This window comes from Pectobacterium sp. 1950-15, assembly GCF_037136835.1.
GTDB lineage: Bacteria > Pseudomonadota > Gammaproteobacteria > Enterobacterales > Enterobacteriaceae > Pectobacterium.
The window spans coordinates 82,910-102,034 of the sequence record NZ_JBBBQR010000007.1; the positions used below are offsets into that span (position 1 = coordinate 82,910).

At 51.1% G+C, this 19,125-nt stretch carries 16 protein-coding genes and 1 other annotated feature; of the genes, 6 read left to right on the forward strand and 10 right to left on the reverse strand.

Features of this window, described 5'->3' with window-relative positions:
- Nucleotides 1-362 precede the first annotated feature (362 nt).
- The 9 genes from WCT94_RS10010 to WCT94_RS10050 all read right to left on the reverse strand — a co-directional run bounded on the left by WCT94_RS10010 (nt 363) and on the right by WCT94_RS10050 (nt 9,164).
- A complete protein-coding gene (locus WCT94_RS10010) occupies nt 363-1,118 on the reverse strand; it encodes a flagellar brake protein (RefSeq protein WP_336869410.1) in 756 nt (251 codons plus the stop codon).
- 315 nt (nt 1,119-1,433) lie between these two features.
- Nucleotides 1,434-2,339 carry a triphosphoribosyl-dephospho-CoA synthase CitG gene (gene citG, locus WCT94_RS10015; protein ID WP_336869411.1) on the reverse strand — a complete coding sequence of 302 codons (906 nt, stop codon included), beginning with the start codon at nt 2,337-2,339 and terminating at the stop codon, nt 1,434-1,436.
- The gene (gene citX / locus WCT94_RS10020; protein ID WP_336869539.1) at nt 2,317-2,844 is read right to left on the reverse strand and encodes a citrate lyase holo-[acyl-carrier protein] synthase; all 528 of its coding nucleotides are present in this window, start codon (nt 2,842-2,844) and stop codon (nt 2,317-2,319) included. The genes citG and citX overlap by 23 nt, the downstream gene beginning before the upstream one ends.
- 25 nt (nt 2,845-2,869) lie before the next feature.
- On the reverse strand, nt 2,870-4,399 hold the full coding sequence (gene citF, locus WCT94_RS10025; protein WP_336869412.1) for a citrate lyase subunit alpha: 1,530 nt from the start codon (nt 4,397-4,399) through the stop codon (nt 2,870-2,872).
- A 53-nt stretch (nt 4,400-4,452) separates the two neighbouring features.
- Nucleotides 4,453-5,328 carry a citrate (pro-3S)-lyase subunit beta gene (gene citE, locus WCT94_RS10030; protein WP_014915099.1) on the reverse strand — a complete coding sequence of 292 codons (876 nt, stop codon included), beginning with the start codon at nt 5,326-5,328 and terminating at the stop codon, nt 4,453-4,455.
- Nucleotides 5,328-5,618, reverse strand: a complete 291-nt coding sequence (citD, locus tag WCT94_RS10035; RefSeq protein ID WP_180776965.1) for a citrate lyase acyl carrier protein — start codon at nt 5,616-5,618, stop codon at nt 5,328-5,330. The genes citE and citD overlap by 1 nt, the downstream gene beginning before the upstream one ends.
- A 23-nt stretch (nt 5,619-5,641) precedes the next feature.
- Nucleotides 5,642-6,706 carry a [citrate (pro-3S)-lyase] ligase gene (gene citC, locus WCT94_RS10040; protein ID WP_336869414.1) on the reverse strand — a complete coding sequence of 355 codons (1,065 nt, stop codon included), beginning with the start codon at nt 6,704-6,706 and terminating at the stop codon, nt 5,642-5,644.
- A gap of 88 nt (nt 6,707-6,794) precedes the next feature.
- Nucleotides 6,795-7,679 (reverse strand): fumarylacetoacetate hydrolase family protein, encoded by an 885-nt coding sequence (locus WCT94_RS10045; protein WP_336869415.1) that lies wholly within the window; start codon nt 7,677-7,679, stop codon nt 6,795-6,797.
- 114 nt (nt 7,680-7,793) lie between these two features.
- Nucleotides 7,794-9,164: a 2-hydroxycarboxylate transporter family protein gene (locus WCT94_RS10050; RefSeq protein ID WP_336869417.1), complete on the reverse strand. Its 1,371-nt coding sequence runs from the start codon at nt 9,162-9,164 to the stop codon at nt 7,794-7,796.
- A 419-nt stretch (nt 9,165-9,583) separates the two neighbouring features.
- Between WCT94_RS10050 and WCT94_RS10055 the strand changes: the two genes are divergently transcribed.
- The 4 genes from WCT94_RS10055 (at nt 9,584) to WCT94_RS10070 (ending at nt 16,727) form a co-directional block, all read left to right on the forward strand.
- Nucleotides 9,584-11,188 carry a sensor histidine kinase gene (locus tag WCT94_RS10055; protein WP_336869418.1) on the forward strand — a complete coding sequence of 535 codons (1,605 nt, stop codon included), beginning with the start codon at nt 9,584-9,586 and terminating at the stop codon, nt 11,186-11,188.
- 96 nt (nt 11,189-11,284) lie between these two features.
- Nucleotides 11,285-11,986 carry a response regulator gene (locus WCT94_RS10060; RefSeq protein WP_336869420.1) on the forward strand — a complete coding sequence of 234 codons (702 nt, stop codon included), beginning with the start codon at nt 11,285-11,287 and terminating at the stop codon, nt 11,984-11,986.
- A gap of 477 nt (nt 11,987-12,463) precedes the next feature.
- Nucleotides 12,464-14,398 carry a methyl-accepting chemotaxis protein gene (locus WCT94_RS10065; RefSeq protein WP_336869422.1) on the forward strand — a complete coding sequence of 645 codons (1,935 nt, stop codon included), beginning with the start codon at nt 12,464-12,466 and terminating at the stop codon, nt 14,396-14,398.
- Nucleotides 14,399-14,774: 376 nt separating this feature from the next.
- Complete coding sequence (locus tag WCT94_RS10070; protein WP_336869424.1) at nt 14,775-16,727, forward strand: methyl-accepting chemotaxis protein; 1,953 nt, start codon at nt 14,775-14,777, stop codon at nt 16,725-16,727.
- Nucleotides 16,728-16,836: 109 nt separating this feature from the next.
- On the opposite strand, the gene WCT94_RS10075 is transcribed toward WCT94_RS10070, so the two are convergent.
- Nucleotides 16,837-17,673 (reverse strand): SDR family oxidoreductase, encoded by an 837-nt coding sequence (locus WCT94_RS10075; RefSeq protein ID WP_336869425.1) that lies wholly within the window; start codon nt 17,671-17,673, stop codon nt 16,837-16,839.
- 284 nt (nt 17,674-17,957) lie between these two features.
- Here WCT94_RS10075 and hisL point away from each other — a divergent pair, with 284 nt between their 5' ends.
- On the forward strand, nt 17,958-18,005 hold the full coding sequence (gene hisL, locus WCT94_RS10080; protein ID WP_106389040.1) for a his operon leader peptide: 48 nt from the start codon (nt 17,958-17,960) through the stop codon (nt 18,003-18,005).
- Nucleotides 17,981-18,102: a sequence feature (His leader region), on the forward strand. Its footprint overlaps the gene before it by 25 nt.
- A gap of 121 nt (nt 18,103-18,223) precedes the next feature.
- Nucleotides 18,224-19,123, forward strand: a complete 900-nt coding sequence (gene hisG, locus WCT94_RS10085) for an ATP phosphoribosyltransferase (protein ID WP_336869426.1) — start codon at nt 18,224-18,226, stop codon at nt 19,121-19,123.
- The last annotated feature ends 2 nt before the right edge of the window (nt 19,124-19,125 follow it).

A 19,125-nucleotide genomic window follows, 5' to 3' on the forward strand; every position in this document is an offset into this window, starting at 1 on the left:
TGAAGACCCTATACCCAGCAAACCTGAGCTACAGAGAAGGTAAGAAACCACACCAATACCCCTGTAACCTGAAGTATGACGAGCATAAATGTAAAAAAATAACCGACGCTATTAGACGTCGGTTATTTTGCAAGGCGCGTATTCTGCACCAGACGATCTCATCTGACAAGGCTCTGAGAACGTTGGAAACAATTTATTTATCCCCGTCCTACATCAAGCGGCGTGCATAGTGATTTTTCGCATGCAAAACAATCATATTTTGCTCCGCAGCCTGAATCATTTCAGGGTAAATACGTTAATACTTGTAATGAAAAACGTTGCTGTTATGTGTAAAGCCCAAACTAAAAGGTCGCGCTTAAAAATTACAATTCCTGGAACCGCTTTTTCTTTTCGTTTTGTAATCTTTCCAGCTCAAAAATCACCTGCTGAAGATCCCGCTCCTGTGCCGCGTTCAGTGAAGGGAATTTGAAGCTCAGACGCTGCGTGAGTTTCACTTCGCCTTTGTTATCGACAACCTTCACCATGGCCTGACCGACGAACTGCAAATCGACGCAGAAGAAGCCGTGATCGGCAAGATCCATCTCCACGCTTTTAATGATGTCGCCTTCGGTCAACAGCCCGGTGGTGTCACGGTCGGTATACAGACTCAACCCACCCAGAGAGAGATCTTTAATCGTAAACAGGAAAACACTCTCATCCGGCAGCTCGCCACGGCACGTCAACGGCGGCCACAGCGGCGTATTGATGCGGAAATAGGTTCTACGTTGGATAAGATAAAGCAGCTCAGGAATCTGCGCGCTGAAGGCTGGCAGCCCGTCGTACGTCACCGTTTTCGCGATTTCGGCATTAAATTCGACTTTTGCGCCAGCAGGCTCTGCGACAAAAGACAGCGAACCGGCATACAGTGCGCGGTTGTTTTCGCGTTCAATGCCGCCTAAATCGAAGACAAACAGATTGTTGTCAGGGACAACGTCAAGAATTTTACTGATGAACTGGCCGTGAGAATGATGAACCATCAGAGACGTGTCATTCTTCTTTAATTCGCGCAGTGTTGCACAGATAGCCAGTTTGTTGCGCTTAACAAACTGCTCTTTCAAATTTTCATTCACCGCTTTCATCCCCACCATTTTTGCATGGATTATGTGCCAATGGCTTATATTGATGCACGCCTCTCCGTTATCTTTCAAGTCCCATGTGTGCCACTACGATGCCACCGTACTGGCTGCATATTGAAAACGATTATGCGGAGCGTCTGAAATCGTACGATATAGATTGGTGCAAACGATATCGGCAGTTTGCCCAACTACTTTAGCGGAATAATAGAAAAAAAGTGAGCAGAAGCGATCAGATAATGGCGTTTTCTTGTACATCGTTGATGAGTACAACATTCCCATTATGCGCCCCTTCTGCCCCAGTGTATTGGCACCGCAGCGCTATTCGGCGGGATAGTGATACAGCAGCCAGGTTAACGCCAGCAAATCGGCACTGCCGCCCGGGCTAAGGTTTCTGGCAATCAGCGCGTCATCCATCTTTATGAGCGCCTGCCGATCCAGCGGGCCAACAAGTAACTTCTGCGCGTAATTTTGCACAAACACCAGCCCGTCCATTCCACCACGAGAAACGACATTGGTGTCAGGATTGTGGGCCATCAATACCAGCAGCGTGTGTAACAGTGCGGTTTCGTCATCCGCCCCGGCGGCAATAGCCTGCTGTAAAGCAGGTAAAGCATACTGGCATACAGTATTGAAACCGCTGGCGGCTTCTCCCCGCGCGCCCGTCAGGCCATGACGTTGATAGAGATACTCACCCGCCGTTGCCGCGCCGGCGCAGGTCTCCAGCTCATTACGCACCAAATCGTGACACATTGCGGCAACGCTGTCGCACAGGCTGCGCTGCGTCACAGGCTCTCCTCGTCCTGCCAGCCAGCCAGCGGCGGTGCACAGCAGGCCAAACGCGAAAATCCCACCTTTATGGGTATTTACGCCTTTCGTCGCTGACAGCATCGCCTGTTCGCAGGCGATGCCGATAGGCCGAACCTGAGACAGCAGTTGCGCTAGCGGTGTGTTAGCGTGCTGATACCCCGCATCGGTAAACTGCCGAAACCAGGGCGAAATCGCCTGAATACTGGTCTGAAACAGCGCTACATCCATATCACGATGAGCGCCGTTATTCGCGCGATCCACCAGACCGGGCTTTGGCGTCAGCATCACTTCCATCGTCAGCGCGTGCGCGACCCGCAGGTCGATGTCCGGTAACGGGTCACATTCCCGATAATCGCAGGCGGCGGAGCGGGACACCGCGACCGACAGTACACCGTCAGGCTGGCGTAAAGTAGGCATTGACCTTTTCCTCAATGTGCTCGAGTAGCTCAGGCAGCGAATGGCGGCGCGAACGGCTACAGGCGTGCGCCATTTGATCGCACAACAGGCAGGTGCGCCCACGGTGCGCCAACATCGACCGGCCAATCGATCCCTCTTCCGGGCTGAAGATATCGAAATCCCACAGCCGTCCCAGTTCATGACTATCTTCCAGCGCAATAGTCGCCGCTTTCACCGACAGCGCATCTTTGGTAATCGCCCACAGCCCTTCCGCCCCGGTGGCCAGCCAGCATGTCTGCTGCTCCAGCACCATCCAACCTCTGGTCTGACATAGAAACGTGAATGCCTTGATCGCTTCGGCCATCACCTGCCGATAACCATCGCTATCTTTTACCGGTCCCGGCGTAACCAGCGTCAGCGACACCAGCGTCGCACCGTGCCGGGCGAGCCATTCTTGCTGGCGAACTGCGCGGCGTTCCTTCGCCGCGAGTAAGGTTTCCAGCGAGATGGAAACAGCATTTGTCATCATCGATTCCCTCATGCGTTCACGTTTATTCGTCGGCTTCTTTCACCTGACGAACGACGTCAATCACGCTGCCATCACGATAGCGAATAACGCCGACGATGCGATCGTGAAACTCAATAGCACGAGGTTCACCAACCAGCTCAATCGCACGCTGGTAAAGCGCCTCAATCGTCATCACCGTCAGCCCTGCCTGTTTCAGACGTTCAGCAACTTCAGGGCGCGCCGGGTTGACGGCAATTCCGTGATCGGTCACCAGTACGTCAATGCTTTCTCCCGGCGTAACGCGCGTCGTCACCTGGCGTACCACGGTCGGGATACGGCTACGAATCAGTGGTGCCACGACAATGGTCAGGTTTGCGGCCGTCGCGACGTCACAGTGACCACCGGACGCGCCGCGCATCACACCGTCGGAGCCGGTGATCACGTTGACATTAAAATCGGTGTCAATTTCCAGCGCGCTGAGAATCACCATATCCAACTGATCGCAGCAGGCCGCTTTAGAACTTGGATTGGCGTAAACGTTAGTGGAAATCTCTACGTGATTTGGGTTCTTCGCCAGCGACGCCGCCGCATTGGCATCGAAACACTGGGTATCGATCAGTTTTTCGATCAGCCCTTTTTCGTGCAAATCGACAATACCGCCGGTGATCCCGCCGAGGGCAAAGCGCGCCACGATATTCTGCTGACGCATTCTGTCTTCAAGGAAACGCGTACAGGCCGTCGAGGCTGCACCAGAACCAGTCTGGATAGAGAAACCGTTTTTGAAATAGCCAGCATGTTCAATGACGTCTGCCGCTGAACGAGCAATCAGCAGCTCACGCGGATTACTGGTGACGCGCGCCGCGCCCACGCTGATTTTGGCCGGATCGCCGACTTCATCAACCTGAACGATATAGTCCACCTGATCCTGCACGATGCTGGCTGGCATATTGGGGAACGGCACCAGACTTTCGGTCAGCAATACCACTTTACGGGCAAACTGTGCGTCAACCATCGCATAGCCCAGCGAGCCGCAGCTGGATTTCCCGACGGTGCCGTTGGCGTTACCAAATTCATCGCTGCACGGTACGCCCAGAAAAGCGACATCGATATTCAGTTCACCGCTTTGCAGCAAATGCACACGGCCGCCGTGAGAATGGATCTGTACTGGTTCTTTCATGAGTCCGTGAGAAATAGCATCAGCCAGCTTGCCGCGCATCCCGGAGGTATAAATCCGGCTGACCACGCCCGCTTTAATGTGGTCGATCAGCGATGCGTTACAGCTCATCAGCGAGCTGGAAGCCAGCGTCAGATCGCGAAAACCCATCCGTGCCAGCGTATCAATCACCCGATTAATGACTTTATCGCCTTCGCGGAAATGGTGGTGGAAAGAGATCGTCATCCCGTCTTTCAGTCCGCTGTGACGAATCGCCTCTTCCAGATCGACGCACAGTTTACGTTCATGTTTTTGTGCGACATCATTCAGCCACGGCGTATTCTGATTGGCGTTGACGAAGGGTTGCAGATGACGTTTTTCCGGGTACTGCTTTTGCAGTGCTTCAATAAAATGACTCATTGTCTAATCCTGTGATTCCTGAGAGCGGCCGTTGCGGTGTAATCGCGCAACGGCTATTTGCGAACGCCGGAGGCCTGAGCACGTTCCAGCACCCTTCTGGCGTGGTCGATAATCGGCCCGTCGATCATTTTTCCGTTCAGGGAAATAACGCCCAGACCGGCACGTTCGCCCTCTTCGGCGGCTTTGATCACCAGATGGGAATAGTCCACTTCATCCTGCGTGGGAGCATAGGCGTTGTGTAGCAGCTCAATTTGGCGCGGGTTAATCAGGGATTTACCGTTGAAGCCCAGCTTGCGGATCAGATCGACCTCTTTCAGGAAGCCTGCATCGTCATTAACATTGGGATAGACCACGTCGAAGGCGTCGATACCAGCAGCGCGGGCCGCGTGCAATACCGCGCAGCGGGCATAAAACAGCTCCGTGCCGTCACCACGTTCCGTTTGCATATCCATCACGTAATCAAACGCCGCCAGCGCAATTCCGATCATACGTTCGGAAGAACGTGCAATCGCGACCGCGTTAATGACACCGACCGCAGACTCGATCGCGGCCATGATGCGCGTGGAACCGACTTCACGCCCGCAGGCTTTTTCGATACGAACCAGATGGTGTTCCAATTCATCCACATCATCGGTGGAATCCGTTTTCGGCAGGCGAATCACATCGGCACCGCCGCGCACGGCCGCTTCAAGATCCAGCAGGCCAAACGGCGTACTGAGCTGGTTGATACGCACGACGGTTTCAATGTCGCGGTACATCGGGTGTTGGAGCGCATGGAAAACCAGCAGGCGTGCGGTATCTTTCTCCCGCAGGGAAACGGCGTCTTCCAGGTCGAACATAATGGAGTCAGGCTTATAGATGAACGCATTGGACAACATGGCGGCGTTAGCGCCGGGGAGGAACAGCATACTGCGGCGAAGTTTATTCATTATAATGTCTCCCATTCAATCTGCTGTCCGTCTGTCGCACGCAGTACCGCACTTTGCACGCGAGCACGGATGACGCAATCCAGCGCGCCTTTGTCATCCACAATGATCGTCCCTTCCTGTACGCCTAGCGCCTTCAGCGTCTCATCTACAACCTGTTTGATTTGGTGGCCGAACTGTTTCATGACTTCGCTGTTAATGACCACGGTGAGTTTCCCGTCTGCCGGTGCCACTTTGACCAGCAAATCGCTGGATTCAAAGGTGCCCGCCAGGGACTCCTTAACAATCTTCATAGATTTATCCTGATTAATTTTAATTACGCGTATTCGGGTTCGTAGTAGTGCTGTAAATGTTCAAACGTTGAGGCCGGCACGATGTCCTGAATACGGCTGTACTGCCGAAGTTTGAGTAATTTCCTGACTTCCGAGGCGGAAATGGCCAGCCCTGAGGTTTGCCGCTTACGTTCAATTTCAATCACGTTTAGCGCTGGGGAAGACACCGTCTGGTCTTTTTCCAGCCAGTAGTGCATGTCCTGATTGTACTGATACGTCACCGGGCAAAAGGGTTCGGTGCCGACGAAGCGCTGGGTGATCCCGAGCGCTGGCGCGATATATTTCCTGAAAATGATTAAATCCAACGCCGCATGGGCACGGGTGATCAGCTTCTCTTCTTTCAGGAAATAGCCGGGAAACGTCGCTTTAGAGATCATGTAGTGTGAGCCAGCATGTACCGTCAGATTGCGGATGTGTTCCACGCCGCGCTGTACCATTTCCAGACGTTCGCTAAACGGGAAAAAGGAAACGTCTTCCCGTACCACGAAGACGTGCAGCCAGTCGCACGACTGCGCCGCATGCTCTGCCAGATAGCGATGCCCCAGCGTGAAGGGATTCGCATTCATGACAATCGCGCCGATCTTTTTATCTGCCCGCGTCGCAAGCGGTTCAGGGTGCGCAAAAGCCGCCAGAGACTGGCAATACTGCTGAATGCCAATCGGCGTGTTTTCCATCAGTACCGCGCTGTCCTGATAGCGCGCCAGCGGGTAGAAACCACATCCGCGAAAGATGTCGACATTCTCCGGCCGGGTATAGAGAAACAGGTGGAAATGCCCGCGCTGCGCTGCCTGCTGCATCACTTCATTCACCACCTGCACGCCCAGATTGAGGTGTCTGAATTCAGGGTCGACCGCAACGCATTTAATGGTGTTGGAGGCCAGTCCTGCGCAGGCAATCAGTCGCCCGCCCAGTTTGCCAACCACCACGATGTCAATATCGTCATCCATGCCGAGCTGGCAGTGTGCAAGGAAGTGGCGTACCGCATTCCTCTCCTGCTCCCGAAGGCGCACATCCAGCGTGTCAAAAAAGACGGAATCATTGGCATACATCAGGGTTCTTCCTGCAACTCGAATTATTTAGGGCGATCATTGCAGGCTGCCGGTTTTAACGCCGACAGCCAGGTACTTACATTTGCACTCAGTGCGCAACGGCTTCCGCAGCGGTCGGAACCGATTTCAACGGCGCAGCAGCATCCACTATCGTGTTGCGCAAATGGCCAATGTTCTCGATTTCCACTTCAATGCAGTCACCCGCGTGCATAAACAGCGGCGGATTGCGTTTTTTCCCCACACCGCCCGGTGAACCGGTGATGATCACATCGCCTGGGCTCAGTTCAGTAAAGGTGCTGATGTATTCAATCAATTCAGCCACTTTGTGGATCATGCTGCTGGTGTTGTCGTCCTGCACCATACGGCCATTCAGATACGTACGGATCGCCAGCACATGCGGATCGGGAATTTCATCCGTGGTGGTCAGATAAGGACCGAACGCGCCGGTTTTCTGCCAGTTTTTGCCTGCGGTAAACCAACTGTGCTGCCAGTCACGCGCAGAGCCGTCCATGTAACAGCTGTAACCCGCGACATGAGAAAGCGCGACATCCTGAGCAATATTCTGTCCGCCTTTACCGATAATGACCGCCAGTTCGCCTTCATAATCAAACTCGCTGGAATAATGCGGCTTGATGACAGGCGTCGCGTGTCCAGTTTGCGAATCCGCAAAGCGCACAAATAGCGTTGGCGCGGGATTCAGTTCATTAAATTCCTGACGTTTAGCGGCATAATTCATTCCCACACACAGTATTTTCCCTGGCGCGGTAATAACCGGTAAGAACGTCACATCTGCGACCGCAATATCCGGTGTACTCATACTGAGTTCATGCGCAACCTGTAATGCATTCTGCGCCAGTAATGCTTTCAGATCGGGGTAACGGTGACCAATTTTACTGCCGAGATCGATTAATCCCGTTGGCGTATAAATGCCGTAACTGTCTTTACCGTTATAACGATAGCTTGCAAGTTTCATAATATTTCCTGTGCAAAATAAACCCACGCGTATTGGCGGTTTTTATTTCGTTAACTCACTTATTTCTTCAACACACTATTTTCTGGCTCGGTACCTTTTATTTTCTGCATGACATCAGACTAAAAAGTTGGCGAGCACCAGCAGTGAAACCGAAACGTTAATCGCGCCGCCGATACGTGTGGCAATCTGCGCGAAAGGCATCAGCACCATACGGTTACCTGCCGTCAGAATCGCAACGTCACCGGTACCGCCCTGTCCGCTCTGGCAGCAGGAGATAATGGCAACATCAATTGGGTGCATACCGATTTTTCTACCCACAAAGAAGCCAGTCGCGACCAGCGTTACCACGGTAGAAATAATCACCAGCAGATTTTGAATCGTAAAAGCGTTCACCAGTTCCTGCCACGGCGTAATCGCCACGCCAACGGCAAACAGAATCGGATACGTCACAGAGGTCTGGAAGAATTTATAAACGACCTGAGAGCCTTCCAACATTTTCGGTGAAACGCCGTGAGCCAACTTCACCAGCACCGCAGCGAACAGCATGCCAACCGGTGCAGGCAGGCCAATCACTTTGTGGCCGAGCATGCCCACCATATACAGCAGGATGGCCAGCAGCGCGCCTGAGGCAATGGTCGTAACGTCTGCTTTGCCGCTAAAAGCAGAAGCCGGAGTGCTGCTTGCGCCGCCGCCCAGATTATTGCCTTTATTCGGCATCAGCTCACCTTCACCGGTCAGGTGTGGATAGCGTTTACCCAACTGATTCAGCACGCCCGCGAGGATGATGGCAGTCAGGCTGCCCAGCATCACGATAGGTAAGACGCGTCCCAGCGCAACGCCCTGATCCATATGCAGAATCGTGGCATAACCGATAGACAGCGGAATTGCACCTTCACCCACTCCGCCCGCCATAATCGGCAGAATCAGGAAGAAGAAGATTTGGAACGGATCCAGGCCGAGCGCAATACCTACGCCCATGCCCACCAGCATCCCGGCAACCTCACCGCACAGCATAGGGAAGAAAATGCGCAGGAAGCCCTGAATCAGCGTCTGCCGATTCATACTCATGATGCTGCCGACAATGATGCAGCAGATGTAGAGATACAGGATATTGGTACTTTTATAGAACTTGGTCGTGGATTCAACAACAACGTCCGGCAGCAGGCCATAATGCACCATCGCCGAAGGAATGAAGGTCGCACAGATTGCCGCTGCCCCCATCTTGCCGATAATTGGCAGACGCTTGCCAAATTCACCACAGGCAAACCCGAAGAATGCCAGCGTCGCCACCATCACAACGATGTCGCTCGGCAGCTTGCCGTTCAGGCAGTCGATACCGATTAATACCCCCGCCAGCACAAAGAGCGGCACCGGAATAATACCTACTTTATAGGTATCAAGAATGTGCCACCATTTTTCCTTTAATGAGACCTTCCCAGCCGTCTCATTATTTACAACAATATATGAATCATCAGTCGTACTCATAACTCACTCCCCGTTTTATTTTGTCAGCGCATCATAGGGGCCAGGTGCATATTATTATGTGATTCCCTTCAAATTAAAAAATGAGTTTTAAAGGTGTTTATGGTTTTTATGGTTTATATTCGAAAATCGTTTATTACGCAGGCAGTTAGCCGAATTTACACTCAAAATAAATTTTAAGGTTTTTATGGTGTTTATGGTTTTTATTTCCTAAAAATGATTATGTTGATAAAAAGTAATTAAGTTGTTTGCTAAAGAAAAAAGAGTCGTTTAATTTTATCTCTTTATTCTTACTGCCATAGTGGTAGCAATCTATTTAAACGTGTTATTGCTCACAAGTTTTTTCCTCTCAGTCCATTCTTATTACCTTTCGTGATAAATTCAGCAGCTATTTCTCGTTTACCGTCAGGCAACCACACATCATGAGATTGAGACTTTCCTTTCATATCAAATTATTTATCTATTTGATCGTCTTCTTCTCTATGTTACTTCTGATGACAGGCATTTATTATTACCACGATATCGATAAGCAACTGTATTCCGAACTGGGTACGCGCGCGCAGGTACAGGCCAGAGAGATCGCCATCATCCCGACGCTGATTGAATCGGTAAAAAATAGAGATATCAAACAGATATACAGTCTCGCTCAGCAATTAAAACAGCGTAGCGATGCCAGCTATATCGTGATCGGCGATAATCAGGCACGTCATCTGTTTCATTCTGAATACGCGGAAAGCGACAAGCTCGTCGGCACGCAGATGGTCGGCGGTGATAATTTCGACGTATTAGCGGGAAAAAGCGTGATCACCGTGCGCCACGGCAGCATAGGCGTCTCACTACGCAGCAAAGCGCCAATCGTCGCTGATGGTCAGGTTATCGGTATTGTCTCTGTTGGTTATCTGAAAACTCACATCGACAACCTGACGTTCAGTAAGCTGGCGCATATTCTGCTGGCGATTCTGGCGCTGTTTGTCGCGCTGTTTATCTTTTCCTGGTGGTTCTCGCGGAATCTGAAAAAGCAGATGTTTGGCCTCGAACCCCTTGAGATTCGCATGCTGGTCAGACAGCAGAAAGCCCTGCTCGAATCGATCTACGAAGGGGTTATCGCCATCGATAAACAGCACCGTATCGCTGCCATTAACCATGCCGCCAAAGAAATTCTCGGGCTGAACGCCCCCTCTTATCTGTTGCGCGGCAAGCCGATTGATACCGTGATTAAACCCGTGCCTTTTTTCTCCGGCGAGTCCATGTGGAACAGCGATACCCACGATGAGATCTGTCGCTTTAATCACGCCACCGTGATTGCCAGCCGGGTGCGAATTATGCTGGAAGACGAGCTTCAGGGCTGGGTCATTAGCTTCCGCAGTAAGAACGATATCCATACGCTTAGCATGCAGCTCAGTCAGGTGAAGCGTTACGCGAACAGCCTGCGCATTCTGCGCCATGAGCAGTTGAACTGGACGGCGACGCTGGCCGGGCTGCTGCATCTGAAACGCTATGACGAAGCGATCAAATATATTGAAGCGCAGTCGGAAAGCGCGCAGGTGGTGCTGGATTTTGTTTCCCGCCGCTTCTGTTCACCTGCGCTCTGTGGGCTACTGCTGGGTAAGTACGCGACGGCTCGGGAAAAAGGCATCGAAATTGTTTTCGATCCACGCTGTCAGCTCACCCATATTCCCCCCGCGCTGAGCGAGACGGAGCTCATGTCCATCATTGGTAATTTGCTGGATAACGCGATGGAAGCCACATTAGCCACAACAGCGCCACATTATCCTGTCGAGGTGTATATCTATGACAGCGAACAAGAGCTAGTCATTGAAGTCGCCGATCAGGGAACGGGTATCGATCCGGCGATTGCCGATAGCCTGTTTGAAATGGGTGTAACCAGTAAAACGCAGGGCGATCACGGGCTAGGGCTGCATCTGGTGGCTAGCTACGTTAATCAGGCGCAGGGAATTATCGAAGTTTCGGCCAACCAGCCGAATGGCAGCGTATTTTCTCTATTTATACCGATATCCCCCCAATGATTTGAGCGACGTGTATTGAACAACGTACAGGCCACTTGAGGTATAACGGGTGCCAGATTTTATTTTATGTTTCAGATAATAACAGGGATTCACACCATGCAGCACACTGAACATTTCGATGTCTTAATCGTTGAAGATGAAAGTAAGCTGGCAACTATTCATGCTGAATTTATTGAAAAACATTTCAATCTGCGTGTCGTCGGGATTGCCGCTACGCTTTTTGAAGCCAAAAAACTCCTTCAGCAGCACAGGCCACGCCTGATTCTGCTCGATAACTATTTGCCCGACGGCGAAGGGGTGTCGCTGATTGAAAGCCAACTGCTCAAAGGAATGGACTGTTCCGTCATCTTTATTACCGCCGCCAGCGATATGAATACCTGCGCGCAGGCCATTCGCTGTGGGGCTTTTGACTATATCATCAAGCCACTCTCCTACCCGCGGCTGCGCTCTTCACTGGAGCGATTTATTCAATTCGTGAAGACTCAGCACACGTACAAAATTGTCGATCAGCAGAACGTCGATATTCTCTATCAGCTGCAATCGTCCGGCGCCGCCCCCTCCTCGTCAGCAAAAGGCATTGAGGAGAACACGTTGGGGCTGATCAAGCAGATTTTTGCCAGCGATAGCGGTGAGGTACTGTATTCAGTCGATGATATCGTCGAAAAAACCGGGTTGAGTAAAACGACGGCACGCCGCTATCTGGAGTTTTGCGTTGAAAACCAGTTTCTCGATATCGAAATGCGTTACGGAAAGATTGGTCACCCACGTCGGCTGTATCGTACAAAGCACCCCCACTAGGTAGCCCCTATCCTCTGGCGGCGAATTTGTCACCAGAGGGTATCCGACACCACCAGGGACAGACGCCAATGTGAGACACATACGATAAAAAGTGCGAAAAAAGCCCCGGACAAAGAATAACCCCACTAATCAGTCTGTCAGATCTACCGATATTAAGAACAAATTTAACCATTCGTTATTTTCATCCCATTTATATTTCAATATATTTCTAATTCAGCTACTTTCTTCTCTATTTTTTAAAAATTAAAAAAATAATCACGATTCACTGTGTGTATTCTTAAACGATTGCAGTAACACATATTGGTAATTCAACCGGCGTCTGCTGTGCAGTTGTCCAGTCGCGAGAGATAAGCCTCACAAATTATTATTAGTTTCTTCTCTCACACTAAAAAAATTCATCATAAATCCGATAAGCACTATGGGTCATACCTTTATTGATTGTTACCGACACCAGTAATTTATCCCCGGAGAGATGTCATGTTCTTAGCCAAAAAAATCAGAAATCTTAAAATATCCCAAAAGCTTTATCTTGGGTTCGGGGTCATCCTGCTACTGGTCATCATTGCATCGCTACTGAGCGCAGGTCGCTTCAGAGAAATTCGTGATATTTATGAAAAAACCAATCTTATTTACAACATCAACATCGAAGTTTTTCAGGCCAAAATAAACCGCCTGAAGTATTTTTATTCTTATGATGAAAAATCGCGTGAAACCATGGCAGGCTTCGTTAAGCACGCATCAGAATTAACCACCGAAGCAAAAACACTCTCATGGAGCCCAGAAGGGGCTGCTCTCATCAATGACCTTGACCAGAACCTGACTGAATTCCAGAACGCTATCACCGAGATGGGAAAAGCCACGCAGCGCGTAGTAGAGAACCGCGACAAAATCAGCGCCGCCAACGGGCAAAACATTACCGCAGATTTTTACACCACACTGCGCCAACAGCCTTCTGATAGCGCCACACAGTCTCTGACTGAGGATCTGGCAACACAGGTTTCAGAACTGAAGCCGCTCTCCTACGAGTTGCAGCTTAAGCAAAATGCTGATGCCGCGAAGAAGCTCGATGAGGCTTTTAGCCGCGTTGACAGCAGCTATCAGGCTGCCGTTGCGGCGCTGACGCCTGAGCAGAAGGTTGCCGTAGAGGGCTTGCGAAGCTATGTCACCAGTTATAAAAAACTCAACAGTGATTACTTCCAGAGCGTCAACGACCTGAAAAAAGCAGAAGACGGTGTGAAGGTCGGCGGGGATAAAAGCAGCGCCTCCATTAAAGCGATTATCACTATCGTCAAAGAGAAGAATGACGCGCTGGCATACGGCTCCGCGACCATCACAATGATCATTGGCCTCATCGCCGTGGTGATCGGCATTATCATCTCGCTGCTGATTACCCGCCAAATCACCCGCCCCGTAATTCATAACCTTTCTCTGGCGGAAAAAATCGCCGCCGGCGATCTGACCTCAACGATCGAGGCTGACCGTGATGATGAGCTGGGCCAGTTAACGGCCGCCATGGGGCGGATGAATGAAAAGTTGCGCCATATGATCAGTGATGTGCGTGACAGCGTGGACAGCGTGTCCGCCTCTGCGGCCAAGATTGCCGCCGGTAATAGCGACCTCTCTTCGCGCACCGAGCAACAGTCTGCCGCCGTCGTGGAAACCGCCGCCAGCATGGAAGAACTGACGTCGACCGTAAAAAACAATGCCGAGAACGCCAAACAGGCGAGCCAAATTAGCACGGAAGCATCACAAAATGCGCACAAAGGCGGCGAAGTGGTACGAGATGTGGTGGATACCATGTCAGGCATTTCAGACAGTTCACGCAAGATTGCCGATATTACCGCCGTTATCAACAGCATTGCTTTCCAGACCAATATTCTGGCGCTTAACGCCGCTGTAGAAGCCGCAAGAGCCGGTGAACAAGGTCGTGGATTCGCCGTGGTTGCCAGCGAGGTACGGACGCTTTCTCAACGCACATCGCAAGCCGCAAAAGAGATCGCCAGCCTGATATCAGAATCGGTGTCACGCATCAATGTGGGCACACAGCTGGTCGCGAATGCGGGTACCGCGATGGATCAGATTGTCTCCTCCGTCTCGCGGGTTAACGACATCATGGGGGAAATCGCTTCGGCTTCCGATGAGCAAAGCCGCGGCATTGAGCAAATCTCCCGCGCCATCAGCGAACTGGACACCACGACGCAGCAGAATGCGGCGCTGGTGATGGAATCCTCGATCTCCGCTAACTCGCTGGAGGAACAGTCTGCCATCCTGGAAAGCATGGTAGCGAACTTCCGCCTATCCGATCACGAGGGGCGTAAACCAAAAGCCAATATCCCTGGTTTGCCGCCACAGCAGAAACGCCTGCTGCCTGCATCAAAACAATCGCAAGACTCCAGCTGGACAACGTTCTAACGCTCAACCTCTCAGCCCTGATATTCCGTCAGGGCTGAACTCAATAGAACAATATTATCTCAACGATAAATAAATCATCGAATAATCAGCTAGCTACGTTATTTTGTCATTATTAACATAAAACACTATGCATTTGCACAGCCTGCCTTGATACCCATCACAGAATGTTATTATCCCCGACTTTGACACTAACATCGCGATAACACAGCCCGATAACTCATAGTAGTGGGACATGAAATAGTAGTGGGACATGAAATTGAGTAGTGGAAAATGACATTGTCGTTCGCAGTGAAATAGCCGTCAGCAGTGAAATAGTGGTTAGCAATAAAACGTAGTCATTGTTTTTACTAAAAAGCGTCATACATGGAGAGTTATAATGCAGCATCTTGCCAGTCGAATTCGTAACACAAAAATTGCTCATAAGCTGTATGCGGGATTTGGCATTATTTTATTACTCGTGATTATTGCCTCATCGCTGAGTACAAAAAGATTTAAAGACATTAAAGATATCTATGAAAAAACCAATCTTATTTACAGCGTCAATATTGAGGTATTTCAGGCAAAAATAAATCGCGTTAAATATTTCTACGCGCCCGATGAGAAAACAAAAGATATTCTGGCAAATTTTGTTAAAAGCGCGACCGATTTAACAGACAGTGCAAAAACGCTGGACTGGAGCGCCGACGAGTCAGGCCACATTAACAGCTTAAAAGAAAATTTAGAGGGTTTTCAGACCTCAGTATCCGCTATGTCCGTGGCGACGCAAAAGGCCGTTGGGATTCAGGACAAAGTCACCCAACTGCATACACAAGCCACGCTAGAGCCCGTTACACAGGCCATTCATAGCACCAGTTCATTCCCCGATAACGATGCTTATTACGCTCTTAGCAAGTTGGCTTTCTTGTTAAGTGAAGTACAAAAGCTGAGTTATGAACTGCAAATAACAAAAGATGAGAAGACATTAACGGCACTGAATAACCGTTATGCCGAAACGGAATCAGCCTATCAGGCACTGCCGATTTTACCTGCCGACCTTAAAAGCCAGGCCGATGCATTACGAAATAACATTAAGCAGTACCAACAGCTTAATGCAGACTATTACACCGCGTTCGATGACGTGAAAAAAGCAGAATATCTGGTCATGAGAGCCGGAACGAAAAGCAGCGCAGATATCAACGCGCTGACGGCTATTATCAAAGCGAAAAACGATGAACTGGCCTATCATTCCGCTACCGTTACGATGATTATCGGCCTTATCGCCGTCATCATTGGTATCATTATTTCGATCTACATCACCCGAATTATCACCAGACCTATCATTCATAACCTGTCGCTGGCGGAACGTATTGCCAGTGGCGATCTCACGACCTCGATTCATACCGATCGTCACGATGAACTCGGTCGGCTTACCCTCGCGATGGGCACGATGAATGAGCAACTGCGCCACGTTATCTCCGAAGTGCGAGACAGCGTCGGCAGCGTCAGCCAATCGGCAAGCAAAATCGCCACAGGCAATAGCGATCTTTCATCACGTACCGAGCAGCAGTCGGCCGCCGTAGTGGAAACCGCAGCCAGTATGGAAGAACTGACGTCGACGGTGAAAAACAACGCCGATAACGCCAAGCATGCCAGCCAGATCGCCGCCGATGCCTCCAAAAATGCCCTTAAAGGCGGTGAGGTTGTGAAACAGGTTGTGACGACCATGGACAATATCGCAGCCAGCTCTAGGAAAATCGCCGATATCACCACCGTCATCAACAGCATTGCCTTCCAGACCAACATTCTGGCGCTGAACGCCGCGGTAGAAGCCGCACGCGCCGGCGAACAAGGCCGTGGTTTTGCCGTTGTGGCAGGCGAGGTCCGCAGTTTGTCGCAGCGCAGCTCTCAGGCAGCCAAAGACATCGAAGCTCTGATCTCAGAATCGGTCGAACGTACCAGTGCGGGTAGCCATCTGGTTGCGGTTGCCGGAGAAACCATGGAGCAAATCGTTGCTTCCGTATCTCGCGTGAACGACATCATGGGGGAAATCTCATCCGCCTCCGAAGAACAGAGCCGGGGGATTGGACAAATTGCACAGGCCATCAGCGAGCTGGACACCACGACGCAGCAGAACGCCTCGCTGGTGATGGAATCCTCTATTTCCGCCAACTCGCTGGAAGAGCAGGCCGTGTTGTTAGAGAAGTTACTCGAACACTTCCGCGTGTCCCAATCTGACAACCGCACCGCTTCACGTACATCATCGTCTACGCCACGACATGCGTTGCCAAAACGTGTGTCCACGGCGGACAAGAAAACCGCTTCGTCAGAAAGTGACTGGACGTCATTTTAACCTCTCACGCCCGGATAACCTCATGCGCATCCGGGCGTATCAAGCACCCTATCCGTAGTATCAAAAACCGTGATATCAAAATCCGTGATGCGCGTTGCGGTCAGTTCCGCTAACCTTCGTTCAACGGCATTGTTGAAGGATTAGGGTATTGATAGTCAAACCCAAGTTCATGGCAGATACGCAGCCCATCAACAATCCGGCCCTGATCGCTCTCGGTCACGGGGGCAAACTGCGGTGGAGACAGATGCAGTCTGCGCGCTTGTTCAGGATAAAAATCCTGTCTGGCCGGGTGCTCTGCTGCACACAGGTTATAGATATGTCCACCGTTCGGTAGCTTAAGCAGCAGCAGAATGGCCGCCAGCACATCTTCCTGATGCACCAGATTCACGCCATGATTGCCACGCGGCAGATTGGTTTTACCGGCAAGAAAACGTCCGGGATGGCGATCGCCGCCGACGAGTCCCGCCAAACGCAGGATATCCACCGACGTATCAGGCAAATGCTGTAACCACTGTTCGAGGGACGCCAGCGTCTTCCCAGCGATCGTCGTCGGCCGTAGCGGCGAGTTTTCTCTTACCGTGCCGCTGCCATCACCATAGACCGAGGTTGAACTGGTAAAGATAATGCGCGGGACATGAAACACACGCGCCATATTCACCAACTGCTGTACCGCTTGGGCATACCCTTCCCCCCCCTCCGCCGTTCGGCTGGCGGGCAACGTCACGATCAAGACATCAACCTGTTGTAATAACGCACTAAGCTCGTCAGCGTCACATTCCAGTTCTGGCGTCAGAGACAATTGATAGCACTCAATGCCGCTCATACGTGCGGCCTCAACGCCGTCCTGAGTGGTTTTTGTTCCCGTTACGTGGTAGCCGTGTCCATTTAACGCCAGAGCCAGCGGCATACCCAGCCAGCCCAATCCAACAATCGATACTTTTTTCATCAGCCGTTCTCCCCTGCAAGGAGCTTGTTAAGTAACACTACGCACGTCTACAGAGTAAACGGCTTTCATACCTATCGCTACGGCTGCCTGTCCGATTTCAGCAACCCTTTCTGCCTATCACAAGCCGACATCCCGTGCGGTTAGGCAGGCGCATCACACAACCCAAAATGAACTGCCTACATCTGCTAAAAAAATGTTGCACAACAACCCGAACATGGTTTAGGTTATTCGACAGACAAATCGTTATTGATTTAATAAATACTGACACAACCAAGAGACAACTTATGACACGCGTTCTGTTTAACCACCATCATCACCATCATCCTGATTAGTCTTTCGGGCAGTTGGTGCTGGAAGACGTTAAGATCTTCCAGTGGCGCAGAACACAAAGAGAGCCCTCGGAAGATCATCTTCCGAGGGTTTTTTTATGCGCGCTATCCTTGCGCGCACCTTGCAGGCCGTTGCTATGCAACGTTAAAAAACGTTCCCGACGTTTTTTATGCTCGCTCTATTTCCAAAAATTTAAATTTGACAGGTTAATGAGGTTTCCATGCTGGATAAAACACGTTTACGGATAGCAATGCAGAAGTCAGGCCGCCTGAGCGACGATTCACGCGAACTGCTGGCGCGCTGCGGGATCAAAATCAACTTACAGCAACAGCGTCTGATCGCGTTCGCAGAAAATATGCCGATTGATATCCTGCGCGTGCGCGATGACGATATCCCCGGTCTGGTGATGGATGGCGTAGTCGATCTGGGCATCATCGGCGAAAACGTGCTGGAAGAAGAACTGTTAAACCGCCGCGCTCAGGGCGAAGATCCGCGTTACTTCACGCTGCGCCGTCTGGACTTTGGCGGCTGCCGCCTGTCGCTGGCGATGCCGCTGGACGAAGCCTATACCGGTCCTGAATGTCTGCAAAACAAACGTATCGCCACCTCTTATCCTCACCTGCTCAAACAATATCTCGACAGAAAATCTGTCAGTTTCAAATCCTGTCTGCTTAACGGTTCCGTTGAAGTTGCGCCACGTGCCGGTCTGGCCGATGCTATCTGCGATTTGGTATCAACCGGTGCCACGCTGGAAGCCAACGGCCTGCGTGAAGTGGAAGTGATTTACCGCTCCAAAGCCTGCCTGATTCAGCGCGACGGCGAGATGCCAGAAGAGAAACAGCTGCTGATCGATAAACTGCTGACCCGTATGCAGGGCGTGATTCAGGCGCGCGAATCAAAATACATCATGCTGCACGCGCCTAGCGAACGTCTGGAAGAAGTCATTTCCCTGCTGCCCGGTGCCGAGCGTCCGACCATTCTGCCGCTGGCGGGTGACCAAAGTCGCGTCGCCATGCACATGGTCAGCAGCGAAACGCTGTTCTGGGAAACGATGGAAAAACTGAAATCGTTGGGAGCCAGCTCCATTCTGGTTCTGCCTATTGAAAAAATGATGGAGTGATG